This window comes from Corynebacterium argentoratense DSM 44202, from assembly GCF_000590555.1.
GTDB lineage: Bacteria > Actinomycetota > Actinomycetes > Mycobacteriales > Mycobacteriaceae > Corynebacterium > Corynebacterium argentoratense.
In genome coordinates this window covers 21947-38860 of the sequence record NC_022198.1, presented here as the reverse complement: position 1 = coordinate 38860, position 16914 = coordinate 21947, and the positions used below count along the sequence as shown (strand labels likewise).

Annotated in this window: 14 protein-coding genes and 1 tRNA gene; 11 read left to right on the top strand and 4 right to left on the bottom strand. The window is 59.4% G+C overall.

Annotated features, from left to right (window positions below):
* Nucleotides 1-39 precede the first annotated feature (39 nt).
* Together CARG_RS00205 and CARG_RS09470 are read left to right on the top strand one after the other, a co-directional pair.
* Nucleotides 40-1626: a GntP family permease gene (locus CARG_RS00205; RefSeq protein ID WP_020975369.1), complete on the top strand. Its 1587-nt coding sequence runs from the start codon at nt 40-42 to the stop codon at nt 1624-1626.
* A 209-nt stretch (nt 1627-1835) separates the two neighbouring features.
* Nucleotides 1836-2501 (top strand): phosphatase PAP2 family protein, encoded by a 666-nt coding sequence (locus CARG_RS09470; RefSeq protein ID WP_020975368.1) that lies wholly within the window; start codon nt 1836-1838, stop codon nt 2499-2501.
* A gap of 30 nt (nt 2502-2531) precedes the next feature.
* Here CARG_RS09470 and CARG_RS00195 read toward each other — a convergent pair whose 3' ends face one another.
* The gene (locus tag CARG_RS00195; protein ID WP_020975367.1) at nt 2532-3929 is read right to left on the bottom strand and encodes a dihydrolipoyl dehydrogenase family protein; all 1398 of its coding nucleotides are present in this window, start codon (nt 3927-3929) and stop codon (nt 2532-2534) included.
* 313 nt (nt 3930-4242) lie between these two features.
* Between CARG_RS00195 and CARG_RS00190 the strand changes: the two genes are divergently transcribed.
* Nucleotides 4243-5340 (top strand): AbrB family transcriptional regulator, encoded by a 1098-nt coding sequence (locus CARG_RS00190; RefSeq protein WP_020975366.1) that lies wholly within the window; start codon nt 4243-4245, stop codon nt 5338-5340.
* A gap of 7 nt (nt 5341-5347) precedes the next feature.
* Here CARG_RS00190 and CARG_RS00185 read toward each other — a convergent pair whose 3' ends face one another.
* The 3 genes from CARG_RS00185 to CARG_RS00175 form a co-directional block, all read right to left on the bottom strand.
* Nucleotides 5348-6379, bottom strand: a complete 1032-nt coding sequence (locus tag CARG_RS00185) for a TIGR00730 family Rossman fold protein (protein ID WP_020975365.1) — start codon at nt 6377-6379, stop codon at nt 5348-5350.
* Nucleotides 6376-6948 (bottom strand): gamma carbonic anhydrase family protein, encoded by a 573-nt coding sequence (locus CARG_RS00180; protein ID WP_020975364.1) that lies wholly within the window; start codon nt 6946-6948, stop codon nt 6376-6378. Before CARG_RS00180 ends, CARG_RS00185 begins: the two co-directional genes overlap by 4 nt.
* 170 nt (nt 6949-7118) lie before the next feature.
* Nucleotides 7119-7201 (bottom strand) — tRNA-Leu (locus CARG_RS00175).
* Nucleotides 7202-7445: 244 nt separating this feature from the next.
* On the opposite strand from CARG_RS00175, the gene CARG_RS00170 reads away from it, so the two are divergent.
* From CARG_RS00170 to crgA, 8 genes are read left to right on the top strand one after another with little or no spacing between them, the layout of a single operon-like run.
* Nucleotides 7446-8111, top strand: coding sequence for a DUF3662 and FHA domain-containing protein (locus tag CARG_RS00170; RefSeq protein ID WP_020975363.1), 666 nt, complete (start codon nt 7446-7448; stop codon nt 8109-8111).
* Nucleotides 8112-8134: 23 nt separating this feature from the next.
* Nucleotides 8135-8629: an FHA domain-containing protein FhaB/FipA gene (locus CARG_RS00165; RefSeq protein WP_020975362.1), complete on the top strand. Its 495-nt coding sequence runs from the start codon at nt 8135-8137 to the stop codon at nt 8627-8629.
* 1 nt (nt 8630) lies between these two features.
* Nucleotides 8631-9992, top strand: a complete 1362-nt coding sequence (locus CARG_RS00160) for a PP2C family protein-serine/threonine phosphatase (RefSeq protein ID WP_020975361.1) — start codon at nt 8631-8633, stop codon at nt 9990-9992.
* Nucleotides 9992-11356 carry an FtsW/RodA/SpoVE family cell cycle protein gene (locus CARG_RS00155; RefSeq protein WP_020975360.1) on the top strand — a complete coding sequence of 455 codons (1365 nt, stop codon included), beginning with the start codon at nt 9992-9994 and terminating at the stop codon, nt 11354-11356. Before CARG_RS00160 ends, CARG_RS00155 begins: the two co-directional genes overlap by 1 nt.
* Nucleotides 11353-12756, top strand: a complete 1404-nt coding sequence (locus CARG_RS00150) for a penicillin-binding transpeptidase domain-containing protein (RefSeq protein WP_020975359.1) — start codon at nt 11353-11355, stop codon at nt 12754-12756. Before CARG_RS00155 ends, CARG_RS00150 begins: the two co-directional genes overlap by 4 nt.
* Nucleotides 12753-14270 (top strand): serine/threonine-protein kinase, encoded by a 1518-nt coding sequence (locus tag CARG_RS00145; RefSeq protein ID WP_020975358.1) that lies wholly within the window; start codon nt 12753-12755, stop codon nt 14268-14270. Before CARG_RS00150 ends, CARG_RS00145 begins: the two co-directional genes overlap by 4 nt.
* The gene (gene pknB, locus CARG_RS00140; protein ID WP_020975357.1) at nt 14267-16303 is read left to right on the top strand and encodes a Stk1 family PASTA domain-containing Ser/Thr kinase; all 2037 of its coding nucleotides are present in this window, start codon (nt 14267-14269) and stop codon (nt 16301-16303) included. The genes CARG_RS00145 and pknB overlap by 4 nt, the downstream gene beginning before the upstream one ends.
* A gap of 29 nt (nt 16304-16332) precedes the next feature.
* On the top strand, nt 16333-16596 hold the full coding sequence (gene crgA, locus CARG_RS00135) for a cell division protein CrgA (protein WP_020975356.1): 264 nt from the start codon (nt 16333-16335) through the stop codon (nt 16594-16596).
* The last annotated feature ends 318 nt before the right edge of the window (nt 16597-16914 follow it).

The window sequence follows — 16914 nt, the reverse complement described above, 5'->3', positions numbered from 1 at the left end:
GGACACAGCCGCCACCCGGACACACAATGAGAAGGCCCCATGCTTATCCCAGTCCTAGGCATCATCACTTCACTAGCCGTCCTGCTAGTCCTCGCCTACCGCGGGCACAGCGTTGTCGCCGTCGCCCCCATCGCCGCACTCGTCGCAACCGTCATGTCGGGCGCCCCACTGCTGGCCACCTACACCCAAATCTTCATGCCGGCACTCGGGAAGTTCATCGTCAGCTTCTTCCCCCTCTTCATCGCCGGCGCCATCTTCGGCAAGCTCATGTCCTCCTCCGGGCTGGCCGCCGACCTCGCCCAAGGCATTAGCCGCCTCTTCGGCCCCAAGCACGCCATGCTCTCCGTCGTGCTGGCCACCGCCCTACTGACCTACGGTGGAGTGAGTGCCTGGGTCGTCGCCTTCACCATCGTGCCCATCGCCATGGAGCTCTTCCACGAAGCCGGCATCCCCAAGCGACTCATGCCCGCCGCCCTGGCATTCGGCACCATCACCTTCGCCCTCGCAGCCCTGCCCGGCAGCCCCCAGGTGCACAACGTCATCCCCACCCGCTACTTCGGCACCGACACCTACGCTGCCCCCATCATCGGACTCATCGGCACCGCCATGATGTTCACCATGGGCATGGCCTGGCTGCAATACCGCATCCGCCAACTCAAAGCCGCCGGTGAAACCTACCTGCCGGAAGGCGAAACCGACCTCGGCCCCGACGAAAGCAAAGAGCCCTTCGTCGACCCCAGCGTCGACCAAGAACCCCACCTACCCGCCGGACACGTCGTCACCCACACCAACACCACCTCCCACTTCGACTCCCCCTCCCCCCTCCCCACCGACACCACCAGTCATGACGCCGCGGTGGCCACCCACGCCGCACCTGCTGCGGGCAGTGCGGCAGTCGCGACGTCAACACCCGACAACTGGAAAATCCGCGGCCTACTCGGCCTGCTACCCATCGCCGTGGTGATCGGCATGAACTACGTGTTCGTGCACTGGATCGCCAGCCACATGAACTTCGACTACCTCGCCGACGACAAGTTCGGCGCCACCAAGCTGTCCTCCGTCATCGGCGTGTGGTCCGTGGTGGTTGCAATCGTCACCGCCATCATCCTGATCTTCATCATGCGACCCAAGATGGTGCGCAACATGTTCAACGAGCTATCCGACGGCGCGAAAAACGCCATCCTGCCGTGCTTCACCACCGCCAGCGAGGTCGGCTACGGTGCCGTCATCGCCTCCTTGGCTGTGTTCGCCGCGATCAAGTCCAGCATGTTCTCCATCGACGGCGACGCACTCCTGGTGGGTATTGCCGCAACCGGCGTGATCTCCGGCATCACCGGATCCTCCTCCGGCGGCCTATCCATCACGCTCGAAGCCTTCGCCGACCAGCTATCCACCATGGCTGTCGAGCAGGGCATCAGCCACGAAACCCTGCACCGTCTGATCGCTATGGCGTCCGTCTGCTTCGACTCCCTGCCCCACAACGGCGCCGTGCTGACCATACTGCTGGTGTGCAACATGACCCACAAGAAGTCCTACAAAGACATCGCAGCCGTCACCGTCGTTATCCCGTTGATCTCCCTGGCTGTTCTGGTCACCGGCGTGTACCTCCTCGGACTCGGCGGGTAGTTTTTGCCGGGTGCCGGGGTGTGCACAAATTTCGGCAGGGAGCAACGCGGCGTCATTGTTTTCCCAGGTCGGCGTCTTGGGGAGGAGCTCCGTGTCGAAATTCGTGCACGCTGCCAAAGGTGAACGCATGGAGTACGCGGGTAGGGTGGACGTCAAAGCGACAAGCGGCACGGCTTCAACTAGCCGGCAATCATCCCCGGGAGGTGCGCGTGGACACCGCTATCTACGAGTGGTTCGTACACCACCGCAACGACCACGCCACCACCATCTTCACTGCCCTTCACCACCTGTTACAGCCCCGCAATGTGTGGCTGGCTGCCCTGTTCAGTGGGTTCGTCATGGCCTACATCCACTCCCGCCGCATAACCCACACCGCAGACCAGACACGCACAACAAACATGGAAAACGCAGCGGGAATTGCTTCTACCGAACCGCGGTGGACCGAGGCCGCGTGGCTGGTGATTGCTGTAAGCACGGCACAACTCCTCAGCCCACTGCTGAAGGCATTGTTTGGCAGGGAGCGCCCACCGCTAGCCACACAACTTGTAGTCGAAACGAACGGCTCGATGCCCTCGGGTCACGTCGTAGGCGTTGCTGCTATTGTCACCGCGTGGATCTTTGCTGTCATGCGTGCCCGGCAAGCCACCATCAGTTTCGTGGGTTATGCGATCAACTGCACTCTTGGTGTGACTGCGGTGGTGCTAGCTATGGTTGATCGCCTCTATTTGGGTGTTCATTGGTTCAGCGACACCCTGGCCGGCGCGGTTGTCGGTACCGGCACTGTACTCACTGTCTACGGTGTTCGCGCATTGCTGCGGCGGGCACGGCGTCGGTCAAAGCCAGCTGCGCGCTTCGCTATCAAAAATCGAGCATAGCGAAGCGGCAACTTTGACGTTGAAGGACCGTTACCCCAGAGCGTTGAACACTTCGCTCGTCGCGGGGTGCGTGTAGATGCCTTCAACAAACTCAGTGGCGGTCATTCCGGCGCGCATCGCCACAGCCACAGTGTTGATGAGTTCCTGGGCGTCGATGCACAGCAGGCTGGCTCCAAGGATCTCATCGCTGTTAGCGTCGACGATCAGACGCGCAATGCCTGCCGGCTGGCCGACGATCTTCGGGCGGGGCAGAATCGGGATGCCTGCGATCATCTTGGTGCGCACGCTCAGTTCGCGGCCACTGTCTTTGGCTTCCTTGAGGCTCATGCCTACGGTCGCCAGCGGCGGTTCCATGAACGTGGTGGTCGGGATGATGCGGCCTTCGGTGGTGCGTGCCGGGCCGACGCCCCAACGGTCGTGCATGATGACGCGGTGGTCGTCGAAGGAAATGTAGGTGAACTGCGGCCCACCGTTGACGTCGCCCGCAGCGTAAACGCCGTCGATGTTGGTGCGGCAGTGCTCGTCGACCTTCACGGCGCCGCGTTCAGTCAGCTCGATGCCTGAATCTTCCAGGCCGAGGCCTTCGGTCGCGGGCTTGCGGCCAACAGCAACCAGCACGACGTCAGCGTTGATGGTTTTGTTCGCATCATTGGTGACGTCGCGGTAGGTCACGGCCACACCGTTCCCGGTGTCTTCGAGCTTTTCGACCTGTGCGTTTGCGGTGATGATGACGCCGCGGTCGTTCATGATCTGCGCGGCGACCTCCGCGACGTCTTCGTCATTGCGGATGAAAGCGCGCTCGGCACCGTCGAGGACGGTGACTTTGGTGCCGTAGGCGCTGAACAGCGTGGCGAATTCCATGCCGATCGGGCCACCGCCGACAATGACGAGGTTGTCGGGGCGATCGATGTGCTGGATGCTGGTGGAAGTGTGCACGCGGGGGCCATCGATGCCGGGGATGGGCGGCAGGAAGGTGGCGGCGCCGGTGTTGATGATGATGGTCTCGGCACTGAGCTCGAGGCGATCATCGCCGCCGGTGACTTCCACCTGCTTAGGGCTGGTGAAGCGGGCTTGCCCAGTGATGACTGTGACGCCGGCGGTTTCTGCCATCTTGAGGTTCGCTGCGTTGAGTTTGGCGATGAAGGCGTCGCGTGCGTCTTCGGCGGACTTCAGTGCGTCCGCGTGGTTGCTCTCGCCAGTGGCTTCGACAACGAGTTCATGCGCGTGTGCCTGGGTGAGGAGCTTCTTGGTGGGCACGCAACCGATGTTGATGCAGGTGCCGCCGTACATGTTGGGGTCGCGTTCGATGAGTGCGACGCGGTCGCCGGCCTTAGCGCGCTTCATGGCGATGGTTTTGCCGGCTTTGCCGAAACCCACGACAATGACGTCGTAGGTTTGCTCAGCGGTGTTGCTTGGGGTGCTGCTCATAGTTGTTGTTGCTCCTAATATATATGTGGTGTTGAAGCCATCGACTTTTGTCGATATATCTACAATTTCTAACGCTTCCCCGCGCCCAGTTATTCCCACCGACACTCACGGCCCGGCCCAAGAACCCCCTAAACATCGTCCCGAGTATGAATTTCGGCCCTCACTGATGGCTCACTGATACAACTGAGCTTCTCACTGATACAAGTGACGTCCTCACTGATGAAAGTGAGCCCCCAACGCTTATTCCTGTAACAATGGACTCATTGTCCATGGATCTTCAATCCCACACAGACAACACCAGGAGCCCCGCGATATGACCGACGATCTGCACCCGGCACGCCTCATGCGTAGTGCTGGGATGTGGGGCGTGATCCTGGCCCTGTCGGTGCTGTTTGGCCTGGTGTTGCAGCGCCTCCACGTTCCTGCCGCGTGGATTCTGGCGGCGATCATCGCCTCCGCATTGGTCGCGGCCGTCACCCACCGCGAGATCGAGCAAAACCGCCACTATTTCACCTTTGTCCGCAGCATCATCGCTGTCATCGCGGCCCAACCGATCGTAGAATCCGCACCCGGTGACCTGCTGCAATTCATCCTCCCCGGGATTTTCGCGACGGTGGTGACTTTGTCGATCGGCGTGGTCGGTGGCTTGGCTTTGCACCGTACACAACCGGAGATCAGCCAGGAATCCGGCATTTTGTCGATGCTTGCCGGTGGCGCATCCCTCATGCCACCGCTGGCGAAGGAACTGGGCGCGGACGTCAACTTTGTGCTGCTCACCCAGTATCTTCGGCTGCTCACGGTCTCGATTTCGCTACCACTGTTGGCACCTCTGATGGGATTGACTCATGACGTCGCGGGGCGTACTCACCCCGCACCCACTGTCGCTGGGCTGGTGGTTCTGGCCGTTGTTCTCTTAGTCGGTGAGCCCTTGGGCAAGCTCTTACGTTTGCCGGCTCCCGCCATCCTTGGTCCGATGTTCCTCACAGTGGCTATCGCGTGGACTGTAACTGCCCTCAACGTTGGTGACACAGCAACCTTCAGTGTGACTATCCCCCAGCCCATCCGCATCCTCGCTTTTATGAGTATCGGTTGGATGGCTGGCGGCGGGCTCAACATGCAGGCGTTGCGCCGCATCACCCGGCTTCTTCCAGCGATTTTTTTGTTCATCACGGTGCTGATGGCGGGCTGTGCGGCCACCGCCTGGGTGCTGTCGCAGTGGTTATCGATCAGCTTCCTCGATGCGTATCTCGCAACCTCCCCCGGCGGGTTAGAGACCGTGCTGGCGCTCTCGGACGAGGCACAGTCCGGGGCTGTCGTTGCAGCAACTCAGGTGATCCGCGTGATCGGAGTGCTGGGTATCGCAGGGTGGTTGCCGCAGATCATCAGGGCAATCACCCGCACACGCAACTAGACCCCACCTAGTCCCACTTGGTGCCCGGCGCGCGCCATGCTTCCAGGCGTTCGAACACGGCGTCAATAGTTGATTCCACGATCAAGCTATCCAAGTATTTTTGCTGGATGAAGCCCTCGTCGACCATGCGTTGCAGCGCATCAACCAGCGGCTGGTAGAAACCGGAGGCATTGATCAGCGCCAATGGTTTCTGGTGTTGGCCCAGCGTTTGGCCGGTGAAGGCCTGGAAGAATTCCTCCAAGGTGCCCACGCCGCCGGGCAATGCGATGAACGCGTCCGCTAGCTCCTCCATGCGGGTTTTGCGTTCCGCCATGGATTCCACCACTTCGAGGCGAGTCAGCCGGGGGTGTGCCATCTCTCGGTCGACGAGCTCGCGGGGCATCACACCGTAGGCGACTCCCCCGGCATCGACGACGGCGGTACCGACGGCCCCCATCAGGCCAACCCCGCCGCCGCCGTACACCAGCTCGATGCCACGATCAGCCAACTGCTGGCCCAGTGTTTCCGCCATGTCCCAGTAGTCGCCGCGGGCGCCGCGTGCACTGCCGCAGTACACAGCCACCCGAGAAATTGGGGCGCGGACGTAGAGCACCATTGTTTCTGCCTCGGTGGACTCGAAACCCTTGCGCGCATAGTAACGGCGGGCAGGGTTGGTCTCCTCGATCGCAATCCGCACACCGGGCAGCCCTACCTCGCGGGCATGCTGAACTATGACGCCTGCTAGCTCGCTGCCAATCCCACGATCCGAAAAAGCCTCGTCTACATAGGTCACTAAGTCGGGCATACGCTGGGCAGATGCCGAGCGCCCGTGCGCGAGACCGAACGTGACCCACGCAACCCCCGCGACGTCATCACCCGACAACGCCACGACACCATAATCTCCCCTTTGAGGAACGAAGGAGGTAAACCCTGCGACCTCCTCCTCACTAAAAGAGCGATCTCGCAGATCATTATTGCTGTCCATGGCGCGCTGCCGCAACGCCACATCCGAGGCCTCCATGGGGCGCAGGGTGACACGCCCGTCGGCGATGATGCTCAATGTTCTACCTCCTGAACGCCCGACGCCATGTCGGCCAACTGTTGGGCATGCATGCGTGCGGTCTCCACGTAGCGGCCTGCGTGGGGGATGAACGCCTGGGATTCCTCGGCGCTGAGTTCCCTGCAGACCTTCGCCGGCACCCCAGCGGCAAGAGTACGGTCGGGAACTTCACCATGCTCGAGCACGACTGCACCCGCCGCCACAAGGGCACCTTCGCCCACAACACTGTGGGAGAGCAACGTGGCCTTCATGCCCACCAGAGTGCCGTTACCCACCGTGGTGCCGTGCAGTAATGCCATATGCCCAACGGTCACGTCATCTCCCAGAATGCAGGGGGCGTCTGCATCGACGTGCATGGTGGAATTGTCCTGAATGTTCGTGCGGGCGCCGATTCTGATCGGGCCGATGTCGCCGCGCAACACGCATCCGTAGAAGACGCTGGAATCGGGGCCGATTTCTACATCTCCGATGATGGTTGCATTGGGGGCGATCCACGCGGTGGGGTGGATTTTTGGGGTGTGTCCGTTGATAGGGATGATCAACGGCTGGCTGGGGTTTCCGGGCTGCATGACAACTAGGCTAGCGTCCCACCGGCCCGGCCGCCACGCCTACGCGCGCCTTTACACTGGCGTACATGGATGACGCCGCGTTGCTCCCTGCCGAAAAACGTGCACAGGCCCAGGTAGGCCGCCGCACGAAAAACGGGCCCTGCAGTTAAGCTGGGCCCGTTCGGGTTTTGTGGGCGAAGGGGGACTTGAACCCCCACGTCCCGAAGGACACTGGCACCTGAAGCCAGCGCGTCTGCCATTCCGCCACTCGCCCGAGTGTAGATGGCCGCGTGGAGCGACTCCCAAAATAATAAACCCGCAGCTGTGTTTATACAAATCTGGCCCGCACGCTGCCCAAACACTAATTGATGTGACTATACTGGCAACATTAACAAGCGATTATGGTGTTGTATATGCCAGATTGCCGGGTTATATGCAGTTTTATAACCAGTTTGATAGCTGTAAGCCGCCGGACCTACTGGCGCGTGACTTATTGACGCACTACAGGAGGCTCGAGGATGTCGTTGCTGGGCAAGATGGCCAAGCTTGATAGTTCTTTGCAGCGTGGCCTTGACAACAGTTTCGCCTTCGTTTTTGGTGGAAAGGTTGTTCCCGCTGAGATCGAGGAGGCTCTGCGCCAAGAGGCGGAGGACAACGTCACGAAGACGTACGAGGGCACGGTTGAGGTGCCGAATGTGTTCCGCGTGTCCTTGTCTTCTAAGGATATTTGTGGCATTCCGGATGAGGCGGCCGCGGATTTCGCGGATCGTATGACGCGTTTGTGCCGTAACAATGGCTGGTCTGTTCCGGGCCCGATTCGTGTGGATTTGGTTGAGGATTCTTCGTTGCGTTCTGGCCAGTTGAAGACGAGTTCTTCTTCGGAGGCTCAGCCTCAGACTGTGACGTTGTTGTTGCAGGATGGTTCGAGCCGCACGTATGCGGTGCATGAGGGTTCGAACATTATTGGCCGTGGTCAGCAGGCTGATTTCCGTCTTCCGGATACTGGTGTGTCACGTCAGCATGCTGAGGTGACGTGGGACGGCCGTGATGCTGTGTTGGTTGATTTGCAGTCGACGAATGGCACGACTGTTAATGATATGAAGATTGATAATTGGTTGTTGGGTGATGGCGACGTTATTACTGTTGGGCATTCTCAGCTAGAGGTTCGGATTACGGGGCGCTGAGTGCGTCCACGAGGGAGTTTTTGATGGAGCTCGCATTTCGCATCGGCCTGCTGGTTGTTTTGTGGGTGTTTGTTTTTGCGGTGTTGCGTGAGTTGCGCCGTGATCTGTCGGGTGTGGGTGGGGCGCCTGCGGCTCCAGTGATGACGGCGCGGGGGTCGGCGTCTGCGCTTCCGTCTCCGTCTGCTGGTGGTGTGCAGGATGCTGCCACGGCGGCTTCGCCGTCGGTTCCGGGTTCTTCTGGCGCTGATGTGCTGGAGGTTATTGGTGGCCCGGCGTATGACTTGTCTGGTTTTGATCAGGTGGTTATTGGTCGGCATCCGGAGTGCGACATTGTGATTTCGGATGATTTTGCTTCGTCTCGTCATGCTCGGTTGTTCCGTCGTCCGGGTTCGAGGGATTGGTTTGTTGAGGATTTGAATTCTCGTAATGGCACTTTTGTTGGCCAGTGGCGTGTGGAGCAGCCGGAGCGTGTGTCGGATGTTATTACTGTGGGCCAGACGGCGTTGAGGATGGTTTGAGTTGAAACTCGCGCTTAATTTCACGGCCGCGAGCGATCGCGGGTTGGTTCGCCAGAATAATGAGGACTCTGCGTATGCGAGCCCTCGTTTGTTGGTGTTGGCTGATGGTATGGGTGGCCATGCAGCGGGGGAGGTTGCGAGCCAGTTGATGGTGACTGAGTTCCGCGATCTGGATGCGTCGGTGGTGGCTGGCGATGCTGGGGTGGTGTCGCCGGAGTTGTTGGCCGATACTGCTGCTGCTGGTAATCAGGCCATTGCGGAGGAGGTTCGTGTGCGTCCGGAGACAGAGGGCATGGGCACGACGCTGACGGCTGTGTCTTTTGATGGGGTGCAGTTGCATTGGTGCCATGTGGGGGATTCGCGTGGTTATGTGCTGCGTGATGGTGTGTTGCAGCAGGTCACTGTGGATGACACCTTTGTGCAGTCGCTGGTCGACAAGGGCGAGTTGGATCCGGAGGATGTGTCGACGCATCCGCAGCGTTCCCTGATTTTGAAGGCTTGTACTGGTCGTCCGGTGGAGCCGACGGTGTGGTCGTCGGAGGCTCGCTCGGGGGATCGGGTGTTGTTGTGTAGTGATGGTTTGTCGGATCCGGTGAGTTTTTCGACGATCGAGGAGGCTTTGGGTGTGGGGGACCCTGCTCAGGCTGCTCGTAAGTTGATTGATTTGGCGTTGCGTTCTGGTGGTCCGGACAATGTGACGGTTGTTGTTGCCGATGTTGTTGGGCTTGATAGTGATGACGCCGCGGGGGGCGTTGAGGCTGCTGCGTTGCCGGTGGATCCGGTGGTTGCGGGTGCATTGAATGCTGGTGTGGAGGATCCGCGTCCGGATACTGCTGCTGGTCGTGCGGCGTTGATTCGTACTATTGAGCCTGCTGAGCAGCCTTCTGGTCGGGCTAAGACTGGTTTTTTTAAGCGGCTGCGTGTGTGGCCGTTGATTGTTTCTTTGTTGGTGGTTATTGCTTTGGTGGTGGCCGCGGGGTGGGTGAATCACGCGTCGAAGAACAACTTTTTTGTGTCGGTTGATGGCGACCGCGTGATCGTTGAGCAGGGGTTTAAATCCTCTGTTGTTGGTATCGATTTGCATAAGCCTTTCCAGAAGGCGTGTTTGTCGGAGCAGAAGCGGGTGTCTGTGGTGAGTCTGGAAGAGGATTCCCGCGCTTGTGTTCCGTTTACGGTTAATGCTTTGCCAGAGTCGGTGCGTTCGAGCATTGAGGGTTTGCCGGAGTCTGGTTATGACGATGTGCTGGGCCAGTTGCAGCGTTTGGGTTCTGAGGCGTTGCCGGTGTGTGTCAAGCGTGATTCCGCGGCGTCAGGCTCGGGTGATTTGAATAGCCCGGGTAAGAATTGTCGGGAGGTGGGCTGATGTCTGCCAAGCATGAGTCCCGCGGTGTGAGTTTTAATCCACGGTGGGCTGAGCTTCGTCTGTTGCTTCTGTCTGCTGTGGTGTTGGCGATTACTTTATCCAATTTGGATATTGAGTCCTTCAAGATGTTTGGGTGGGTGATCGGCGGCTACATCGGGGTGTTTACTCTGGCGCATGTGGCGTTGTGTTTTGTGGCGCCTCGGGCAGATCAGATTATGTTGCCGGTGGCTGCTGCGTTGAACGCTTTGGGTGTGGTGATTATTTATCGCCTGAATCCTAATTTGGCGGCTAAGCAGGTGATGTGGGCGCTGCTTGCTGTGGTGATGATGGTCGTGCTGTTGTTTATTTTGCGTGATCACCGCAGTTTGGGGCGTTTTTCCTATATTCTTGGCCTGCTTGGTTTGGTGCTGTTGACGCTGCCTATGGTGTGGCCAACGTCGATGGATGCGGATGCCAATATTTGGATTTCGATTGGCCCATTTTCGGTGCAGCCGGGTGAGTTTTCCAAGATTCTGCTGCTGCTGTTTTTTGCCCAATTGTTGGTCAATAAGCGCGCATTGTTTACGGTAGCTGGCTATCACTTTATGGGTATGGAGTTTCCGCGTCTTCGGGACTTGGGCCCGATTTTGTTGGTGTGGGCTGTGGCTTTGATGATCATGGCTGGGGAAAATGATTTCGGCCCGGCTTTGCTGTTGTTCGGCACTGTGTTGGGCATGCTGTTTTTAGCTACTGGCAGAGTGTCGTGGTTGCTGATTGGTGTTGTGCTGGTCGCTATTGGCGGCACGGGCGTGTATCAGATTTCTTCGAAGATTCAGGCTCGCGTTCAGAACTTCATCAATCCTTTCGACAATTATGATTCGACTGGTTATCAGTTGTCTCAGGCCTTGTTTGGTCTAAATTTTGGTGGGGTGTCTGGCACGGGTTTGGGCAAGGGTTATCCCAATGAGGTTCCCGTCGCAGTGTCGGATTTCATTTTGGCGGCGGTGGGCGAGGAGCTCGGCCTGGTGGGTTTGGCGGCCATTTTGATGCTGTTCGCCATTTTCATTACGCGCGGTATGCGTGTGGCGTTGCAGTGCCGTGATTCTTTCGGGAAGTTGGTTGCCTCGGGCTTGTCGTTGACGATTGCCATCCAAGTATTTGTGGTTGTCGGCGGTATTTCGGCTTTGCTTCCGATGACCGGTTTGACTACTCCGTTTATGTCGGCGGGTGGTTCTTCTTTGTTGGCGAACTACATGTTGTTGGCGATTATTTTGCGGATTTCTGACGCCGCGAACTCCCCTGCCGCACACTCGGGTTCCGGTTCTCACTCGCCAGCGGGGGCTACTGCAGGCCAGGTATCGGCCGCGGCTGGAGGTGCACGATGAATCGTTCTATCCGTTTGACGTCCCTGTTTACGCTGCTGATGAGTGTGGTGCTGCTGGCCAACCTGGAGTATGTGCAGGTCTTTTCGGGCTATGCGGACGATCCGCGTAACAAGCGCACCTATTATCGCTCTCTGGATACCCCCCGTGGGCAGATTTCCGCGGGAGGTTTGGTGTTGGCTACCTCGGATGAGAACGGCCGCCACTACCCCACTAATCCTTTGGTGTTTGGCCCGGTCGAGGGTTATTTGAGCGAGACCTACGGCTTGTCCGGCCTTGAGCTTGGCTATAACGATGTGTTGGATGGGTCTGCGGTGTTTAATGCTTCGCTGACGGAGCGTCTGATGGGCAAGAAGCCAGCGGGCGCCAACATTGATTTGACGTTGCAGCCTGCGCTGCAAAATGTGGCGTTCCACCAGTTGGCTGACATGAATTATGACGGCGCGGTGGTTGCTATCCGCCCGTCGTCTGGGGAAATTTTGGCGATGGCCTCTACCCCGTCGTACGATCCGGCGTTGATCGTCGACCCGGAGACGTCGGAGCAGACGTGGGCTGGCTATTTGGATAATCCTGCCTCGCCTTTGCTCAACCACGCGACGCAAGAGACTCTGCCGCCTGGTTCGACGTTCAAGGTGATTACCACCGCTGCGGCGCTAAGCCAGGGGTGGAATGCTGATTCCACCGTGACCGCGTCACCCGAAATCACCTTGCCGAACACGACGACGACGTTGGAAAACTATGACGGTATGCGTTGTGGCGGCGGGGATCAGACAACGTTGATGAATGCGTTCACCCTGTCCTGCAATACGGCTTTTGCTGAGATGGCGATGGCCGTGGGGCCTGACCCGCTCCGCGACGTCGCTAAGCATTTTGGCCTGCAGGACACCTACGACATTGGCTTGCCGATGGACCCGGGCACCCTGGGTGATCTTGCTGATCAGGCCTCGCTTGGGCAGTCTGCTATCGGCCAGCGCGACGTGACGATGAGCGTGTTGGAAAACGCTGTTGTCGCCGCAACGGTCGCGAATGGCGGCAAGCGTATGGAGCCGTATCTGGTGTCGACGGTGACGGCCCCTGATCTGAAGGTTCTGCGCACGACGAAGCCGAAGCAGGTTGATCGGATTGATCCGGGCATTGCCGCCCAGTTGACGGAGATGATGTTGTCGAGCGAACGCCACACAGTTGGTGATAGTTCGGTGCAGATTGCCTCCAAGACGGGCACGGCGGAGCACGGGGAGGATTCCCGCAACTCTAATCCGCACGCCTGGTACATCGCTTTTGCCCCCGGCAAGGACATTGCGGTGGCTGTGGTTGTGAAAAACGGTGGCGACCGCGGACAGGCCGCAACGGGTGGTTCTGTTGCGGCACCTATCGGACGAGCAGTAATCGAGGCAGCCCAATGATGCACTACAGGTTGAACAGGGTTATTGGCCACGGTGGCATGTCCACCGTGTGGTTGGCGGACACGGAGCAGGGTCCGGTGGCTGTGAAGATCCTCCGCCCGGAGTTTTCGGCGGCCCCTGAGTTTGTGGACCGTTTCCGCACCGAGGCTGAATCCTCGTTAAAGATCGACAATCCGCATGTGGTGCGCACCTATGATTACCAGGATTCTTCCCTGGTGATGGAGTATGTGCCGGGCCAATCTTTGGCGGATTTGCTGTCGAATCTGGGTAGTGGGCAGCCTTTGGCTGAGGATGACGCGCTGAACATTTTGGAGCAGGCCGCATCTGGTTTGGCTGCAATTCACAATGCTGGTTTGGTGCATCGCGACATTAAGCCTGGCAATTTGTTGTTGCGTGATTCTTCCGGCACTGCTGTGGGGGACCCGGCGCGTGGCGCGATTGTGAAGATCACTGATTTCGGGATCGTGAAGGCGGCCCAGTCGGTGGCATTGACGCGCACCGGCATGGTTGTCGGTACGGCGCAGTATGTGTCCCCGGAGCAGGCTCAGGGTTTTGATGTCACCCCGGCATCTGATGTGTATTCGCTGGGTGTTGTGGGCTTTGAGATGTTGTCGGGTTCCCGCCCATTTAGTGGGGATTCCTCGGTGTCGGTGGCGTTGGCGCATATTAGCCAGGCCCCGCCGCACATTGATGCTCCGATTTCTGACGCCGCGCGGGAGCTCATCAGCATTGCGTTGCGCAAAGACCCTGCGTCGCGTTACGCTGACGGAGCAGAGTTTGCCCAAGCTATTGCTGCGGTTCGGTGTGGGCAGTGGCCGCCGGCGCCACGGATGATTAATGACGCCCCGACCACGGTGTTGCCTTCGCAGGCTCCGGTTGCGGGTGGTTTTGTGGATCCGCATGCCACGACTCACCTGCAGCAGGTGATTGGCGCGGGCGCTGGTGCTACGGTTGGGGCCGGGGCTGCTGCCCAGTCTGGTGCTGGTGCTACGGCTGCCCAGCGTCGCCCGCAAACCCTCAACCAAGGACAGGCCACTTCGGCGCCCCAAGTCACTCAAGCTAAGCCGCGGAAGAAGCAGTCCAAGGCCATCCCGATCTTGGTGGGTGTGCTGGTCACGGCCTTGATCGGTGCGACGGCATTTATCTTGGCTAACGCTTTTGGTTTGATCGGCACCACCCCGAAGCCGACGCCGACGGTCGTAACCGAAACGCAGATCACCACGGTTCCTGCAAAGCCGACGCAGGCGCCCACACCCGCACCCGCACCGCGTCCTGTTGAACCGACGACGCCGCGGGAGGAGCCGACGTCAACAACAAAATCGACAACCACCACCTCCACGCCCGTAGATAAGCCTGATGACGGCCGTGATGCTGATACGCCGCCGAGCCCCAGCGTTGGGACGACCACCACACCGCGTACCCCCGCGGATAGTGATCAACCTGGTGGTGACACCGGCACCACCCCGCCCGCAGGCACTGTAGACGACACGAACGAAACGAGCCCCCAACCATGATTCTTGCAGACCGATACGAACTCGGCGAGGTCATCGGCACCGGTGGCATGTCGGATGTTTACGCAGCTACCGACACCCTTTTGGGTCGCAGTGTCGCGGTGAAGGTGATGCGTGCAGAGTTGGCGCGCGACGATAGTTTCCGCGAGCGTTTCCGGCGGGAAGCTACCAACGCCGGCAAGCTCAACCACGCGACCATCGTTGCTGTGTACGATTCTGGCGAATGGGAGGGCGTGCCCTACATAGTGATGGAGCGGGTGCACGGCCGCACCTTGCGCGACATTGTGCGCGAGCAGGGCCCCATGACGCCCGCCCAGGCGGCCAGCACCCTGATCCCCGTGTGCGAGGCGCTGCAGGTCAGCCACGATGCCGGCATCATCCACCGCGATATCAAACCCGCGAACATCATGATCACCAACACCGGTGCTGTGAAGGTGATGGATTTTGGTATCGCCCGCGCCGTCAACGATTCCACCGCCGCCATGACACAAACCGCGGCTGTTATCGGCACCGCCCAGTACCTCTCCCCCGAGCAGGCCCGCGGCAAAAAAGCAGAGGCCGCCTCTGACGTGTACGCCTTGGGGTGTGTCCTCTACGAAGTGATCACCGGGCGTCCGCCCTTCGAAGGGGAATCCCCCGTTGCCGTCGCCTACCAGCATGTTCACGATAACCCCACCCCGCCGTCGGAATTCATCTCTGGCCTCACCCCCACCGAGGCTTTAAATATTGACGCCGTGACGCTCACTGCCATGGCAAAGCATCCGGCCGATCGTTATCAAAGCGCCACGGAAATGGCCGATGACCTAGGCCGCGTCGCGCGCAACACGATTGCTAACGCGGCGCGCACCCACGTAGCCCCCCAACAATCCCAAGGCCGCGGGGCACACGCACGACCCGGTCTTCACGAAGCCCCCACCACCACTATCCCCGCCACACCGGCACCGGCCCCCCAGGCCTACCCCGCTACCTCCACCTACCAGCCTGCCCAAGCGGCGGACATCCACCGCCAACCCGCACAGGTTGCGCCCCAGCAGAACCGACGCGACGTCAACACCCGTGATGATTTCGATGACTACGACGACTATGACGAGCGCGGCTCCCGCTGGCCAGCCGTGTTGGCCGGGTTGCTGGCGGTGGTCCTCATTGGTGTCGGCGGGGTGTTCACCTACGACTATGTCACCGGCAAGTCCAGCACTAGCACCGCCAGCACCGTGGCGATCCCCTCGGTCAGCGGAATGAGCGAAGAGCAAGCCACCACGCGCCTACGCGACGCCGGCTTCACCGTCGACGTACGCCAGCAGGCCGACCCGAAGGCGCCCCGTGGAACTGTGATCGCCACCAACCCGGCCAGCGGTTCAGAGATTGTGAAGGGCAGCACCGTCACCCTCATTGTGTCCTCCGGTAAAGAAATCACCGAAGTGCCAGACCTCACGGGGCGCAATACGGAAGAAGCAGCGAAAATCCTGGAATCCGCTGGGCTGGAGCTTGATCGTCAGGTTAAGGAACAGCCTTCCGACACCGTGAAGGAAGGCGCCGTGATCGAACAGTCGCCACGGGCCGGCAACCAAGTGTCCAAGGGCACGAAGGTCGCGATCACAGTGTCCACTGGTGTCGACGAGGTACGCGTACCTGTCATCACCGGCTTGAAGTGGGAACGCGCGGAAGGAAACCTCACCAGCCTGGGCTTCGTGCCGGTGCTGGAGTACATCGATTCTGACCAGCCGGAAGGCACCGTCGTCAGCGCAGAGGGCGAAGGCAGTGACATACCCAAGGGTTCTGACGTCGCGGTGAAGGTGTCGCGCGGCAACCGAATCACCATGCCTGACCTGACCGGGTTGGTGTCCACCCAGGCGTTGGCCACGCTGCGGGGCACCGGTTGGGCCGCACCCGATAGCGCACTTGTTGTGGAACAGGTGAAAACCCCTGTGCTGCTCGACCAAGGCAAGATCGCCGGGCAGACCCCAGCTGCGGGTCAACCACTGATTAAAGACGCCCCCGTCACCGTCCAGGTGTACGTTTTCGATCTGCTGCCCTAAGATGGGCAAAGGACTTTTAAGGAGAACACATGCCTAAGGCAAAGGTAACGAAGAACGCCCCGGTGTCCACCACTCCGGCTAACCGCACCCCGGTGAAAATCAACTCCAGTGGCACCCCACTGTGGTACAAGATCATCATGTTTGGGCTTATGCTCGCCGGCTTGCTGTGGTTAGTTGTGCAGTACATCTTCGGCCCCGAGATCGCCTGGATGGCTAAGCTCAACGCCTGGAATTACTTGATCGGTTTCGGCTTGTTCATCATGGGTTTGTTGATGACTACCGGCTGGCGTTAGCGTTAGAGATCTCGTGGCCATTCTCGGCTGTTAAAACTACTGATTCAGGAGCCCCTTCTAGGGCTCCTTTTTTCATGTCTTCCCTGGGGATAACTTGTTCACAACGTGGGATTCGCCACGTTATCCACCGTCTAATCCATATCCTGTGGATAACTTCTTCCCACATGCCTGTGTACTGGGTTTTTAGCGCTTTAACTGGGGTTTTGCTCTTACAGTAGGAAAATTACAAAACTGTAGTTATCCACAATGTGCATAACCCCTGTGGAAAAACCAGAGTTATCCACAGTTGTCCACAATCGTCCACACAATGCAGCTCAC

What these genes read in the sequence shown, in the direction of transcription:
- CARG_RS00180 (WP_020975364.1), bottom strand. Translation starts at nt 6,948, where the DNA reads ATGCAGCCCGGAAACCCCAGCCAGCCGTTGATCATCCCTATCAACGGA.
- CARG_RS00165 (WP_020975362.1), top strand. Translation starts at nt 8,135, where the DNA reads ATGGAGCTCGCATTTCGCATCGGCCTGCTGGTTGTTTTGTGGGTGTTT.
- CARG_RS00190 (WP_020975366.1), top strand. Translation starts at nt 4,243, where the DNA reads ATGACCGACGATCTGCACCCGGCACGCCTCATGCGTAGTGCTGGGATG.
- CARG_RS00205 (WP_020975369.1), top strand. Translation starts at nt 40, where the DNA reads ATGCTTATCCCAGTCCTAGGCATCATCACTTCACTAGCCGTCCTGCTA.
- CARG_RS00155 (WP_020975360.1), top strand. Translation starts at nt 9,992, where the DNA reads ATGTCTGCCAAGCATGAGTCCCGCGGTGTGAGTTTTAATCCACGGTGG.
- CARG_RS00145 (WP_020975358.1), top strand. Translation starts at nt 12,753, where the DNA reads ATGATGCACTACAGGTTGAACAGGGTTATTGGCCACGGTGGCATGTCC.
- CARG_RS00195 (WP_020975367.1), bottom strand. Translation starts at nt 3,929, where the DNA reads ATGAGCAGCACCCCAAGCAACACCGCTGAGCAAACCTACGACGTCATT.
- crgA (WP_020975356.1), top strand. Translation starts at nt 16,333, where the DNA reads ATGCCTAAGGCAAAGGTAACGAAGAACGCCCCGGTGTCCACCACTCCG.
- CARG_RS00150 (WP_020975359.1), top strand. Translation starts at nt 11,353, where the DNA reads ATGAATCGTTCTATCCGTTTGACGTCCCTGTTTACGCTGCTGATGAGT.
- pknB (WP_020975357.1), top strand. Translation starts at nt 14,267, where the DNA reads ATGATTCTTGCAGACCGATACGAACTCGGCGAGGTCATCGGCACCGGT.
- CARG_RS00170 (WP_020975363.1), top strand. Translation starts at nt 7,446, where the DNA reads ATGTCGTTGCTGGGCAAGATGGCCAAGCTTGATAGTTCTTTGCAGCGT.